The sequence below is a fragment of the Micromonospora sp. NPDC048905 genome (genome assembly GCF_040649655.1).
Taxonomy (GTDB): domain Bacteria; phylum Actinomycetota; class Actinomycetes; order Mycobacteriales; family Micromonosporaceae; genus Micromonospora.
Window position 1 is genome coordinate 148,159 of record NZ_JBEZFV010000008.1, and the last position, 12,994, is coordinate 161,152.

The 12,994-nt window shown below is 70.8% G+C and carries 15 protein-coding genes; 10 read left to right on the forward strand and 5 right to left on the reverse strand.

Features of this window, described 5'->3' with window-relative positions; genetic code table 11:
* Nucleotides 1-57 precede the first annotated feature (57 nt).
* The gene (locus AB0C01_RS21975; protein WP_357571972.1) at nt 58-681 is read left to right on the forward strand and encodes an HAD hydrolase-like protein; all 624 of its coding nucleotides are present in this window, start codon (nt 58-60) and stop codon (nt 679-681) included.
* 27 nt (nt 682-708) lie between these two features.
* The gene (locus tag AB0C01_RS21980; RefSeq protein WP_074316242.1) at nt 709-1,095 is read left to right on the forward strand and encodes a cold shock domain-containing protein; all 387 of its coding nucleotides are present in this window, start codon (nt 709-711) and stop codon (nt 1,093-1,095) included.
* On the opposite strand, the gene AB0C01_RS21985 is transcribed toward AB0C01_RS21980, so the two are convergent.
* The 3 genes from AB0C01_RS21985 to AB0C01_RS21995 all read right to left on the reverse strand — a co-directional run bounded on the left by AB0C01_RS21985 (nt 1,056) and on the right by AB0C01_RS21995 (nt 4,466).
* Nucleotides 1,056-1,886, reverse strand: a complete 831-nt coding sequence (locus AB0C01_RS21985; protein WP_357251864.1) for a 1,4-dihydroxy-6-naphthoate synthase — start codon at nt 1,884-1,886, stop codon at nt 1,056-1,058. The two genes, AB0C01_RS21980 and AB0C01_RS21985, sit on opposite strands and share 40 nt — an antisense overlap.
* A 316-nt stretch (nt 1,887-2,202) precedes the next feature.
* Nucleotides 2,203-2,853, reverse strand: a complete 651-nt coding sequence (locus AB0C01_RS21990; protein ID WP_357571973.1) for a futalosine hydrolase — start codon at nt 2,851-2,853, stop codon at nt 2,203-2,205.
* Nucleotides 2,850-4,466 carry an MFS transporter gene (locus AB0C01_RS21995; protein WP_357251870.1) on the reverse strand — a complete coding sequence of 539 codons (1,617 nt, stop codon included), beginning with the start codon at nt 4,464-4,466 and terminating at the stop codon, nt 2,850-2,852. Before AB0C01_RS21995 ends, AB0C01_RS21990 begins: the two co-directional genes overlap by 4 nt.
* On the opposite strand from AB0C01_RS21995, the gene AB0C01_RS22000 reads away from it, so the two are divergent.
* A complete protein-coding gene (locus AB0C01_RS22000) occupies nt 4,465-5,394 on the forward strand; it encodes a DUF3027 domain-containing protein (RefSeq protein ID WP_357571975.1) in 930 nt (309 codons plus the stop codon). The genes AB0C01_RS21995 and AB0C01_RS22000 overlap by 2 nt on opposite strands.
* A 37-nt stretch (nt 5,395-5,431) precedes the next feature.
* Here AB0C01_RS22000 and AB0C01_RS22005 read toward each other — a convergent pair whose 3' ends face one another.
* Nucleotides 5,432-5,677, reverse strand: a complete 246-nt coding sequence (locus AB0C01_RS22005; RefSeq protein ID WP_357251875.1) for a DUF2530 domain-containing protein — start codon at nt 5,675-5,677, stop codon at nt 5,432-5,434.
* Nucleotides 5,678-5,765: 88 nt separating this feature from the next.
* On the opposite strand from AB0C01_RS22005, the gene AB0C01_RS22010 reads away from it, so the two are divergent.
* The 5 genes from AB0C01_RS22010 to thpR all read left to right on the forward strand — a co-directional run bounded on the left by AB0C01_RS22010 (nt 5,766) and on the right by thpR (nt 10,358).
* The gene (locus AB0C01_RS22010) at nt 5,766-7,244 is read left to right on the forward strand and encodes an NCS2 family permease (RefSeq protein ID WP_357252056.1); all 1,479 of its coding nucleotides are present in this window, start codon (nt 5,766-5,768) and stop codon (nt 7,242-7,244) included.
* Between the two features lie 115 nt (nt 7,245-7,359).
* Nucleotides 7,360-7,809, forward strand: a complete 450-nt coding sequence (locus AB0C01_RS22015) for a MarR family transcriptional regulator (RefSeq protein WP_357251878.1) — start codon at nt 7,360-7,362, stop codon at nt 7,807-7,809.
* Between the two features lie 71 nt (nt 7,810-7,880).
* Nucleotides 7,881-9,164 (forward strand): MFS transporter, encoded by a 1,284-nt coding sequence (locus AB0C01_RS22020; protein ID WP_357251880.1) that lies wholly within the window; start codon nt 7,881-7,883, stop codon nt 9,162-9,164.
* A 95-nt stretch (nt 9,165-9,259) separates the two neighbouring features.
* Nucleotides 9,260-9,769, forward strand: coding sequence for a hypothetical protein (locus tag AB0C01_RS22025; protein WP_357251883.1), 510 nt, complete (start codon nt 9,260-9,262; stop codon nt 9,767-9,769).
* 7 nt (nt 9,770-9,776) lie between these two features.
* Nucleotides 9,777-10,358 (forward strand): RNA 2',3'-cyclic phosphodiesterase, encoded by a 582-nt coding sequence (gene thpR, locus AB0C01_RS22030; protein WP_357571976.1) that lies wholly within the window; start codon nt 9,777-9,779, stop codon nt 10,356-10,358.
* Here thpR and AB0C01_RS22035 read toward each other — a convergent pair.
* Nucleotides 10,328-11,140, reverse strand: a complete 813-nt coding sequence (locus AB0C01_RS22035; RefSeq protein ID WP_357571977.1) for a helix-turn-helix domain-containing protein — start codon at nt 11,138-11,140, stop codon at nt 10,328-10,330. The two genes, thpR and AB0C01_RS22035, sit on opposite strands and share 31 nt — an antisense overlap.
* Nucleotides 11,141-11,378: 238 nt before the next feature.
* Between AB0C01_RS22035 and AB0C01_RS22040 the strand changes: the two genes are divergently transcribed.
* Nucleotides 11,379-12,044, forward strand: coding sequence for a DUF4097 family beta strand repeat-containing protein (locus AB0C01_RS22040; protein WP_357571979.1), 666 nt, complete (start codon nt 11,379-11,381; stop codon nt 12,042-12,044).
* Nucleotides 12,045-12,059: 15 nt separating this feature from the next.
* The gene (locus tag AB0C01_RS22045) at nt 12,060-12,899 is read left to right on the forward strand and encodes an alpha/beta hydrolase (RefSeq protein WP_357571980.1); all 840 of its coding nucleotides are present in this window, start codon (nt 12,060-12,062) and stop codon (nt 12,897-12,899) included.
* The last annotated feature ends 95 nt before the right edge of the window (nt 12,900-12,994 follow it).

The following is a 12,994-nucleotide window of genomic DNA, read 5'->3' on the forward strand; positions in this document are numbered from 1 at the left end:
GCTTCCGCGCCCCTCGGACGTCCGGCCGACCGGGGGTCGCCGGGTAGGTTTCTCGACATGCCCGCACTGACCGTCGGATTCGACCTCGACATGACCCTGGTGGACTCCCGCCCCGGCATCGCCGCGGCCTATCGGGCGCTGACGGCGAGGACCGGTGTGCCGGTGGACGCCGACCTGGCGGTGTCGCGGCTCGGGCCGCCGCTGCGTACCGAGATCGCGCACTGGTTCCCGCCGGAGCAGGTCGAGTCGGCCGTGCGGGTGTACCGCGAGCTGTACCCGGCGTACGCGATCACTCCTTCTGTCCTGTTGCCGGGCGCGCGGGAGGCCATCGACGCGATCCGCGCCCGAGGCGGACGTGTGCTTGTCGTCACGTCCAAGATCGGCCGGCTGGCCCGCCTGCACCTGGACCACCTGGGCCTCGCGGTCGACGAGTTGGCCGGTGACCTCTTCGCCGAGCAGAAGGCGACGGCCCTACGGGAACACCAGGCCACCCACTACGTCGGCGATCACGTCGCGGACATGGTCGCGGCGGCGACCGCCGGGGTGCCCGGCATCGGTGTCGCGACCGGCCCGTGCTCCCACGATGAGCTGCGCGCGGCCGGGGCGAATGTGGTGCTGGACGATCTCACCGAATTCCCGGCGGCGCTCGACGGCATGATCCAGCTAGCCTTGGAGCAGTAGCGGCTCAAGTGAAGCAGGGGTTTTCAGGTGCCTACGGGTCGAGTGAAGTGGTACGACACGGCCAAGGGATATGGCTTCGTCACCAGTGACGAGGGCGGCGACGTGTTCCTGCCCAAGGGTGCGCTGCCGGCGGGTGTCACCGACCTCAAGGGTGGCCAGCGGGTCGACTTCAGTGTGGTGGACAGTCGCCGGGGCGCGCAGGCCATGGGAGTCAAGCTGCTGGACGCGCCGCCGTCGATGGCGGAGTTGCGCCGTCGGCCGGCCGAGGAGCTGCACGGCCTCGTCGAAGACATGATCAAGGTGCTGGAGGCAAAGGTCCAGCCGGACCTGCGCCGCGGTCGGTACCCGGACAAGAAGGCGGCGCAGAAGATCGCTCAGCTCGTCCACGCGGTCGCCCGCGAGCTGGAGGTCTGAGGCACCAGGCCGGCGGTGGCGGCTCGGTCGAGCAGTGCCGCCACCGCGGCGAAACCGGCCTCGCCCAGGTCCGCGGTGAACTCGTTGACGTAGAGGCCGATGTGCCGGTCCACCACGTCGAGTTCCATCTCCTGGGCGTGCGCCAGCACGTACTCCCGGCTGGCCGCCGGGTCCGCCCAGGCCTGGCGGACCGACTCGCGGACCCAGCCGGCCGCGGCCTCCGGGTCCACCGCGCCGCGGCGGGCCAGGATCGCGCCGAGGGGAATGGGCAGCCCGGTGTCGGCCTCCCACCACTCGCCGAGGTCGACCAGGGCGGTCAGGCCGTGCCGGTGGTAGGTGAACCGGGCCTCGTGGATGACCAGCCCCGCGTCGTAGCGGCCCGCCGCGACGCCCGGCATGATCTCGTGGAACGGGACCACCTCGATCCGGGCCGGCGGCCGTCCGGCCGACCAGAGCCGGAACAGCAGGTACGCGGTGGTCCGGTCGCCCGGCACCGCCACCGTGGCACCGGTCAGGTCGGTGCGGTCGCCCTTGGTGAGCACCAGCGGGCCGCAGCCGCGACCGAGTGCGCCGCCGCAGGGCAGCAGGTGGTAGTCGTCGAGCAGCCAGGGCAGCGCCGCGAAGCTCACCTTCACCAGGTCGAACGCGCCCCGCTCGGCCGCCGTGTTGGTGACGTCCACGTCGGCGTACGTCACCTCGACCGGCGGTGCGCCGGGCACCCGCCCGTGGACCAGGGCGTGGAAGACGAACGTGTCGTTGGGGCAGGGCGAGATCGCCAGAGAGAGCGCCACGACCCCACGTTAGCCCCGCCCCCGCGCGTTCGGTCGGCGCGGTCTGGCGCCTGTGATCTGTCGGGCACTCGCCGTTTGTCCGCAAGGTGCGGTGCCGTGGCCATACCCGTGCCCGTGCCGTATCTCCATCGAGACTGATGCCGGTGAGTCATCAAGATGACTCACCGGCATCAGCGTGGTCCGGCCGTTCGCCCGTGCCGTGCCGTGCTGGCGAGGTGCACCTTCTTGCCCCATTGGCGGAGCGGCTCTACAGGTGCTGACGAAGGGATGTACACAGCGCCAGGGCCACTGTCCACAGGGTTATCCACAGGTGGGCTCAGCGCAGCGCCGGGGCCGCCGCCGTGAGGGCGGTGAGGGCTTCGCGCAGGCGCCAGCCGTCGCGATCGCGGGGGCCGATCGGGTTGGAGATGGTGCGCAGCTCGGCGAAGGGCACGCCGGCCTGCGCTGCGGCGACCGCCACGCCGTACCCCTCCATGGCCTCGGCGACTGCCTCCGGATGCCGGCGGCGCAGCCCTTCGGTGCTGGCGGCGCTGCCGGTGACCGTGCTGACCGTGAGCACCGGGCCAGCCGTGGCCCCCGGAAGGGCGGCCCGCAGTGCGGCCAGCAGGACCGGGTCGGCCGGCACGACGCTGCCGGTACCGAGCAGCGCGAGTGGCATGCCCAACTCGTCGACGGGGATGAAACCGTCAGGTGACTCCGCGCCCAGGTCGGCCGCGACGCTTGCGGTGCCGAGCACCGTGGCGCCGACCTCGGCCCGACCGGTGAAGCCACCGGCCACGCCGGCGCTGACCACCGCGCGGTACGGCCGTCCGGCGGCCTCGGCCAGCACCAGCAGGCGTGCGGTGGCGGCAGCGGCGGCGGCCGGACCCACACCGACCGGGGCGACGGTCACGGTCGGGTCGGTCAGCCCGGCGCGGACCGCGTCCGCCTCGGCCGGTACCGCCGTCACCACCAGCAGACCGGTCACGAGAGCGAGCCGGGGGACTCGCGGCGGGTCTCCTCGTCGGCGCCGCCACCCGGGCCGCCGACGGCGGAGGACGGCCGGTAGATGTGGTAGCCCGGCGGGGCCAGGCTCGGATCCTCGTACGACGGGGAGCTGCTCTGCGCCGGTGCGGGCGAGGTGGGCGTGGAGTCCCCGGGCTCGTCGGCCGGCTCGTCCTCGGTCAGCTCGTCCTCGGTCAGCTCGTCGTCGCCGAGTGGTCGGCCGGCCAGCTTCTCGCCGCGCAGTCGGGCGGCGACCAGCACACCCCGGATCGCGGCCAGGACGCCCACGCCGGCGGCCACCGCGATACCCACCCGACCGTCGAACGGCACCAGGCCGAGCCCGCCGCCGGCGACGAAGGCGAGCATCAGCGCCGTCTCGGAGTGGGCGAAGGAACTCGCTCGCAGCCGCTCCGGGATGCGCTCCTGGATCGAGGCGTCCACGGCCAGCTTCGAGATCCCGCTGACCAACGCCGCGACCAGGCAGAGCAGGGCGACCATCACCAGCGAGAACTGGATGACGGTGAGCACCGCCACTCCTGCCACGATGATCATGCTGCTGGACTGGATGGCGGTCGGTCGGTGGATGCGCAGCCGGGTGCCGACGGCGGTGGCCAGGAAGGTACCGACCGCGAGCGCGCCGCCGACCAGCCCCAACGCCCATTCGGCACCCAGATCCCGGCCGAACGCCACGGTGGTCAGGTCGCCCTTCTTGATCGCGAAGGCGAGGAAGAGCAGCAGGAAGCCGTACACCGCGCGTAGCGTCGCGGAACCGATCAGGGTGGCGATCACCAGCCGGCCGGCGGGCCGCCCCCGACCCAGTGGCCGGTCGCCGCGGTGTCCACCCAGCCGGCGCAGCGGCCGGGGGACCCGCTCCGGCGGCTCCGAGTCGGCCTTCGGCGGCAACCGGAGCGAGATCACCATGCCGATCAGGAAGATCACCGACGCGACGCGCAGCGGCCACTGCGGGCCGAACCAGAACGCGGCCAACCCGATCGGCGCCACCAGCGCACCCGCGACCGTGCCGTAGACACTGGCCCGGGCACCCACCTGGGACAGGCCGAGCCCCTCCGGCAACAACCGGGGCACCGCCGCGGAGCGGGCCACCCCGTACGCCCGGGACAGGGCGAGCACCCCGAACGCGGCCGGATAGAGCCCGAAGCCGTGGATGTAGTCGGAGATCAACCAGGCCAGGAACGCGCGGCCGAGCATCGTGGCGGCCAGCGCGTAGCGCCGACCGTGCCGGAAGTGGTCCAACAGCGGGCCCACCACGGGAGCGAGCATGGCGAACGGCACCATGGTCACCAGCAGGTAGAGCGCGACCTTGCTGCGGGCCTCGCCCAGCGGGACGTTGAAGAAGATCGTCCCGGCCAGGCCGATGGCGATCAGCGTGTCACCGGCACAGGAGACCGCGTGCAGGTCGAACAGGCGAACCATGCCGACCTCGCCGCCAGCACCCCGGGTCCGGGCCCGACCGGCCCGCCTGGTCACCCAGCGGCCGCTGCCCACCGAACCACGCAGCAGCAGGCGAATGGCGCGAATGCCGGTGCCGACGGTTCGCCCGAGGACGGATCGCCCGGAGCGGGAGTACGACGGCATGTGCACCATCCTCGCCCATCTGATCCGGGTACGCCGCACCACCGCGGGGAAAGGTTCCCCGGGAGTCACTGTCACCCCTGCGGGGCGCATGGGGAACAATGGTCAGGTGACCAGGCCCGCCTCCACCCGTGCCGCCCGTCTCGACCAGGTCTGCGCCGCCGCCGTCGAGGTGGCCCGCGCTGGCATCACCGAGGTGGACGCCGACGACGTCGGCGACCACCTGCAGGTCGTGGCCGAAGGCGAACGCCTGGTCACCCACTACTTCGAGTGCCTCCTCGCCGGCTATCGCGGCTGGCGGTGGGCGGTCACCGTCACCCGGGTGTCGCGCAGCAAGACCGTGACCATCTGCGAGACGGTGCTGCTGCCCGGCCCGGACGCGCTGCTCGCGCCCGGTTGGCTGCCCTGGCAGGAGCGGCTCAAGCCGGGCGACCTGGGTCCGGGCGACCTGCTGCCCAGCGCGCCGGATGACGATCGACTGGTCCCCGGCTACCTGCTCTCCGACGACCCGGCGGTCGAGGAGACGGCGTGGGAGCTGGGCCTCGGGCGGGCGCGCGTGCTCTCCCGCGAGGGCCGCATCGAGGCGGCGCAGCGCTGGTATGACGGCGACCACGGCCCCGCCGCGCCCATCTCCACCGCCGCGCCGGCCGCTGCCCGTTGCGGCACCTGCGGGTTCTACCTGCCGCTGGCTGGCGCGATGCGGCAGGCGTTCGGGGCGTGTGGCAACTTCTACGCACCGGACGACGGCCGGGTGGTGAGCGCCGACCACGGTTGCGGCGCCCACTCCGAGACGCTCATCGAGGCGGCCGAGACCGCCGTCGAAGAGCTACCGACGGTGTACGACGACAGCGCGGTGGAGGCCATGTCGGTCAGTCGCGCCCCGGGCTCGGTGGAGGCGACCGAGCCGGCGGAGCCGTACGGGCACTCCTGAGCGTTCGCGCCCGGGTGACCCGGGCGTGGTGGCCAGGTCAGTTCGCGCGACGGCGGCGGCGGTTGGCGTCGTGCCGCAGCATCACGGCGAGGCCCGGGAAGCCCCACAGGAAACCGGCGAGGCAGGTCCAGAGCCAGTTCTGATGACCGTGGTCGGTCAACCAGCCCCGAAAGAAGATCAGCAGGACCAGCCCGGCCACCGCCCAGGCGACCAACCCGGCGAGAGCGAACGGCACCATCGGCGGGTCCAGTGGTGCCGGCCGCGGCGGCTGCTCGTTCGGCATTCGGCAAGCGTACGCGATCCACTTCCCCTGCCCGCTGGTGATCTGGGACGATGCGCGCGACAACCGGAAGATCACCTGCGAGGACCTGATGGCAGTAGCGCCGCCCGAGACCGGCACACCTCCCAACCCCGCTCATCCGCGTAACAGTTTCGACCGGTTCTTTGAGATCTCCGCCCGTGGCTCGACGCTGAGCCGTGAGGTACGCGGCGGCCTGGCGACCTTCTTCACGATGGCGTACATCGTGGTGCTCAACCCGCTGATTCTGGGTGGTGCCGTCGACGGTGACGGCAAGACCCTGCCGATTGCCGCGCTGGCTGCCGGGACCGCGTTGGTCGCCGGCCTGATGACGATCCTGATGGGTGTGGTCGGCCGATTCCCGCTGGCGCTCGCCGCCGGTCTGGGTGTCAACGCGCTCGTCGCGTACGAGATCGCTCCCGAGATGACCTGGGCCGATGCGATGGGCCTGGTGGTGATCGAAGGTGTGATCATCGCGGTGTTGGTGCTGACCGGTCTGCGGACCGCCGTGTTCCGTGCGGTGCCGACACAGATGAAGACCGCGATCGGGGTCGGTATCGGGCTCTTCCTGACCATCATCGGTCTGGTGGACGCCGGCTTTGTCCGGCGGCTCCCGGACGCCGCCAACACCACGGTCCCGGTTGGCCTGGGCATCGGCGGCAAGCTGGTGAGCTGGCCGCTGCTGGTCTTCGTGGTGGGTCTGCTGATCACCCTGGTGCTCCTGGTACGCCGGGTGAAGGGCGCGATCCTGATCGGCATCCTCGCCTCCACCGTGCTCGCGGTGATCGTGGAGGCGATCGGCAACATCGGCCCGTCGTTCGTGGACGGGAAGCCCAACCCCAAGGGCTGGGCGTTGAACGTGCCGGAGTTGCCGAAGACGGTGGTCGACCTGCCGGACCTGTCGCTGCTCGGCAAGTTCAACGTGCTCGACTCGTGGGGGCGGGCCGGCTGGGTCGTCGTGCTGATGTTCGTCTTCACGCTGCTGATCACCGACTTCTTCGACACCATGGGCACGATGGTGGCGGTGGGCCAGGAGGGCGGCCTGCTCGACGAGCAGGGCACCCCGCCCCGGGCCAAGGAGATCCTGCTCGTCGACTCGATCGCGGCGGCGGCCGGTGGTGCGGCCAGCACCTCCAGCAACACGTCGTACATCGAGAGTGCCGCCGGTGTCGGGGAGGGTGCCCGGACCGGCGTGGCCAGCCTGGTCACCGGCGTGCTCTTCCTGCTGGCGATGTTCCTCGCGCCGCTGGTGGTGATCGTGCCGTTCGAGGCGGCCTCGACGGCCCTGGTGGTGGTCGGTTTCCTGATGATGACCGCGGTCCGGACGATCGACTGGTCCGACTACGAGATCGCCATCCCGGCGTTCCTCACGATCGTGCTGATGCCGTTCACCTACTCCATCTCCAACGGGATCGGTGCCGGCCTGATCACCTTCGTGGTGCTCAAGCTGGTGCGGGGCAAGGCCCGGGAGGTCCACCCGCTGCTGTACGGGGTGGCCGCGCTGTTCGTGCTGTACTTCCTGCGTGGACCCATCGAATCGCTCGTGCTCTGACGTGTGTCCGGGCGGGGAGTCGAACGGGATTCCCCGCCCGGAACAGCACTGACCTCCTCGTGAGCCTGGTCATAACCGATGTCGTTAGCCATGCTCATTAGTTAAGCTAACTACTGTGACGGAGCGGACGGTGACGGCGAAACGCGTGCCACCGGCGCAGCTGGCCCCCCAGTTGCGTGATGCGATCACCCGACTCAACCGGCGGGTCCGCCAGGCCCGACCGGTCGGGGACCTCACGGTCACCCAGGTCTCCGCGCTCACCAGCCTGCGGCTGGCGGGTGCGATGACCCCCCGGGAACTGGCCGACGTCGAGCGGGTGCAGCCACCGACGATGACCAAGATCGTCGGGAAGTTGGAGGACCGCGGCCTCGTGCGGCGGACACCCCATCCGACCGACGGTCGGCAGGTCATCCTCGCGGCGACCGAGGGAGGGCACGCCGTGCTCGACCAGTTCGAGCGGGCCCGCGACGAATGGTTGGCCCACCGGCTGGCCGCGCTGGACGAGGACGAACGGGAGACCCTGCAGAGGGCCGCCGAGATTCTCCAGCAGCTCGCTCGCGCCTGAGCCGCACTCAGCCCCACCGGGCCGTGCCGTCACCTGTCGATGACGCGTACGTCCGAGGAGGCGCACCAAGAGTGCAGGCCAAGCTGAGCACGATGTTCCAGTCCCTACAGGTTCGCAACTACCGGCTCTTCGCATCCGGGCAGCTGATCAAGTTGATCGGCGTCTGGATGATGTTCATCGCCCAGGACTGGCTCGTCCTCGACCTCTCCAACAATTCGGCCACCGCGCTCGGCGTGGTGACCGCCTGCCAGTTCACCCCGGTGCTGCTGCTCACCCTGCTCTCCGGCCGGCTGGCCGACCGTTACGACAAGCGGGTGCTGCTCTTCGTCGCCAACGCCTTCTGGAGCCTGCTGGCGCTCGGCATGTCCCTGCTGGTCCTCACCGACCTGGTGCAGCTCTGGCACGTCTTCGCCTTCGCGGCGCTGCTCGGCACGGCCAACGCCGTGGAGACCCCGGTCCGCCAGGCGTTCGTCTCCGAACTCGTCGGCACACCCCTGCTGCCGAACGCGCTGTCGCTGAACGCCGCAGTGTTCAACTCGGCCCGGATCGTCGGACCGGCCGTCGCCGGCCTGGCCATCGCCGCGTTCGACGTCGGCCCGGTCTTCCTCTTCACCGCCGTCAGCTCCATCGCGCCCCTGGTCAACGTCGTCCGGATGCGGACGGCCGAGCTAGAGCGCGACGCCCTGCTGCCGCGCGACGAACGGGCGTCCGCACGGGTCATCGACGGGCTGCGGTACGTCTGGCGTCGACCCGACCTGTTGTTGCCGATGGCGGTCATGTCGGTGATCGGCATGTCGCTCTTCAACTTCCAGCTCACCCTGGCCGCCCTGGCGAAGACGGTCTTCCACACCGGTGCCGCCTCCTTCGGCCTGTTCAGCACGGCGCTTGCCGTCGGCGCGCTCGGCGGTGCGCTCAGTGGCACCGGCCGGCGCAGTCGCCCGTCGGTCTGGCTGGTGCTCGGCGCCGCGATCGCCTGCGCCAGCTTCGGCACCCTGGTCGGCCTCGCGTCGGCGTACTGGCTGGTCGTGGTGCTGCTGGTGCCGACCGGCTTCTTCATGGTCTTCTTCGCCCAGGCCGCCAACCAGCGGGTTCAGTTGGGTGTGGATGCGGCCTTCCGGGGTCGGGTGATGTCCCTGTGGGTGCTCGTCTTCCTGGGCACCAACCCGGTCGGCGCGCCGCTCATCGGCTGGGTCGCGGAGCACTTCGGTGCCGGCGCCAGCATCTGGATGGGTGCGTTGATCTCGTTGGCCGCCGCGCTGATCGCCCTCACCTGGCAGCTGCGTCGCTCCGGCGCCCGGCTTCGCTTCCGGGTACTCCCGATGCCCCGCTTCTACGTGACCTCCGCCGACTGCTGAGGTTTACCGCCACTCGGACCGCGTCGTGTTGATCGGATTGTGCGGATGCGGCCAAATCGCTGGCGACTCGGCACGGCGGGGCTTAGCGTCGATACGTGGGAGTCGGACGCGCGCTGGTGCTGGCCTTGGCGTTCCTTGCCGTCGCCAGCCTGCCGGCGGCATTCGCCCTGCTCTTCTGCTATGACGAGATCCTCGACCGGGTCGTCTGCGGCTGGTCCGAGTGGCGGGAGGGCCGACGGGAGAAGCGCACCATCGCCCGACTGGACCGGGCTGTCGAGGCCGACGCGCTGACCCGCGACATCGACCTCAGCGCGTTCGACCGGGTCGACCGTCGCCCCCTGGAGCAGCTCGCCGCCGACCTGCGCCGCCTCGGCGGTCAGCGGCTCGGCGGCAGCGGGCGGTCGATGGTCTGGCATGGCGCGCTCCTACAGGCGTACGACGACCGGCTCCGGCTGGCCTGCCGCGCCCTCGGCATCGACGAACACCTCGCCGACCTGGAGGGCGTCGACCAGGAGATCGAGCGGGTCCGGGTGGAGGGTGTGCTGCACGCCGCCGGGCTGGCCCTCCCGGCGGCCCGAGCCGGGCACCGGCAACGGCACCGCTGAGCGACGGTTGCGGCTCTTCGTCGCGGTCTACCCGCCCTCCGAGTTGGTCGACCACCTCGGCGCGCAGGTCGCGCGGCTACGGGTCGGCGCGGCGTCCGCCGCCGGCACCAACGTCCGGCTCGCCGATCCGGCTCAGCTACACGTCACAGTGGCCTTCCTCGGCGACGTCGAGGCGGCCCGGTTGGTCGAGGTGGAGAGTGCGCTGGGGCTGGCCGCCGAGTGGTTCCGCGACGGCCGGCACTCCCTGCCCCGGCTCAGCCTCGGCGGCGGTGGCCGGTTCGGTCAGGGCCGGTCGACGGTGCTATGGGTGGGCCTGCGCGGCGAGGTCGAGGCGCTGCACGTGCTGGCCGGGCTGGTCCGGTCCAGATTGCGGCAGGTCCGGCTGCCGTACGACGCCAGGCCGTTACGCCCACACCTGACCGTGGCCCGGCCCGGTGATCGGATGGACCCGGCCGACGTCGAGGCCGACCGGGCCGACCTGGACGACTACCGGGGACCGGAGTGGCAGGTGAGCGAGCTGCTGCTGATGCGCAGCCAGCTCGACTCCCGAGGCTCGCGCTACGACCCGCTCGCCGCCTGGCCGCTCTGATCCGGTGCCGTCGGCGGGACGACCCGCACGGGCTCCTGCCCCTGCTCCGAGATCGGTTGGGCGGCGGCAGGCTCGGGTCCGCTGTGGAGGACTTCGCGGGCCTGTTCGGCGGCGCGGACGATGCTCTCGCTCATGAAGTCGAGGAAGCGGGCGATGTTCTCCAGGCGAGCGGCGGCCGGGGTGTGCGCACCGAGGAGGGCGACGCCCTGCCGCGCGGTGGCGACGAGCTGGTCGTTGGCTCGGGCGCTGGCGATCGTGGCCTGGTAGAAGAGCTCGTTGTCGACGACGTAGCGGTCGCGGCGGCGTTCGTCGCGTACGCGGCGGACCAGGCTCTGGCCCTCCAAAAAAGTTATCGCCTTGGAGATGGACGCCGGGCTGACCTGGAGGCGCTGGGCGAGCTCGGACGCGGTGAGGGTGCCCGCGTCGGTGGTGAACAGGCAGGTCAACACACGGGCCCCCATCTTGTTCAGACCCGACGCCATGAGAACGGCGGTGAACGTCTCCTCGTATTCGGCCACGGCCTCGGCGTCGCGTCCGTGCTGCGGGAGGGCCGCTCCCGTCGGGCGGGAGGAGGCAGGCCTGCGACGGTGGGCGCGGCGTTCGGTGGCGCGGTGAGCCAGGTCGGCGCGGTAGCCCAGCGGGCCGCCATTGCGCATCACCTCGCGGGTGATCGTCGAGGTGGGTCGGTCGAGACGTCGGGCGATCTCTGCGTAGGGGAGGCTGTCGGCCAGCCCCAGGGCGATCTGCTGGCGTTCCTGCTGGGTGAGTCGGCCTCCCGGCATCTGACCTCCCTGGTGATCCTTCGTGGCGGCCTTGTGGCCCCTTCACCATAGCGTTCACTTTCAGTCCATTGCAACATGAGCGCATCGCCCGTTGCATTATCCAGCAGGGTCAGTGCAATGATAAACGGGCTCTGAACTGCTGTTTCTTATCAACAACGCAACGATCTGGTTGTCTGACTTTGGAAAGCAACGTAGCGTTTCCGGTATCAGAAACAACGCGCGAGCACCGGAGACCATGATGAAGACGTTCGACACCCCCGCCCCGATCTCCGCCATCCTGAACATCCCCGCCGGGCGCATCCAGCTCATCGCCGCGGACCGCGTCGACACCACCGTCGAGATCCTGCCCACCGACCCGGCCAAGAGCCGCGACACCAGGGCGGCCGAACAGGCCACCGTCACGTACGCCGACGGCGTTCTGCGGATCACGGCAGCGGCCCCCAGCAACTCGCTCATCGGCCCATCCGGATCTCTGGAGGTCACCGTCCAGCTGCCCGCCGGCTCCCACGTCGAAGCCAGGACCGCCAGTGCCGAGCTGCGCGGCGTCGGACGACTCGGCGACATCGCCTTCGAGGGGGCGTACCGGCAAATCAAGATCGACGAGGCGGCGAGCGTCCGCCTCACCGCGATCGACGGCGACGTCGAGGTCGGCCGGCTCAACGGCCCCGCAGAGATCAGCACCGCGAGGGGCGACATCCGGATCGCCGAGGCCGTGCGCGGCAGCGTCGTGCTGACGACCCAGTCCGGCGACATCTCGGTCGCCGCCGCCGCCGGCGTCTCGGCGGCCCTGGATGCCGGCACCGGCCATGGTCGGGTCAGCAACGCCCTCAAGAACAACGGCACCACCGCCCTCGACATCCGCGCCACCACCCTGCACGGCGACATCGCCGCCCGCAGCCTCTGAACAGGACGGAACACGATGACGAACAACAGCATGTCCGCGACCAGTTCGGCGTGGACCGGCCTGGTGCCGGTCGACGACACCGCCCTGGCCGTCACCGACACCGGCGGTCCCGGTGTCCCCCTGCTCTACCTCAACGGTCAGTTCGCCACCCAGGGGTACTGGCGTCGGGTCATCGCCGACCTGGGTACCGGTTGGCGGCACATCACCTACGACGAACGGGCTCGCGGCAGACAGTCGAAGCGCTCGACGGACTACTCCTTCGAGGCCGCCGTCCGCGACGTCGATGCCGTCCTCGCCGCCAGGAAGGTAGACCGCGCACTGGTGGTGGGCTGGTCCTACGGGGCGGTGGTCGGGGCGCACTGGGCCAACCGGAACCCGGAGCGGGCTCTCGGTGCGGTCCTGGTCGACGGCGCGTTCCCGCACGACTGGCTCGACGACGCCATGGAGCAGCGGATCCGGAAGATGTTCCGACGGATGAACCTGTTCATGCCGCTGCTGCGCCCGACCGGTCTGACCCCGCGGATGAATGCCGAACAGATGGCGGACAGCAACATCGAGCTGGGCAAACTATCGCGTGAGCGGGAGTTGGGCCCCGTGCTGGACGGCATAACCGTGCCGGTGCGCTACGTCGTCGCCTCCGGCACGTCCCTAGGCAGTCGCGGTGACGAGCAGGAGAAGATCCGCGCCAGCCTCGACGCGGTGACCGTCCGCAACCCGAGCATCCAGATCGCCGCGAAGGTCGCCAGCAACCACGGTGCGATCCTCAAGAAGGACTTCTCGGCCATCGCCCAGGCCGTACGCGAGGTCGCCGCCCTCGACCAGGCGGCGGGGAGCTCGCGAGATGGTCTGCTGTAGTGGGCGAGGCCAGCACTTCCTGGGCGGCAGCTAGGCCAGCTAACGCCTATCGCTGTTTGGCCAAGATGTGCGACGGATCAGGTGACCCGACACCG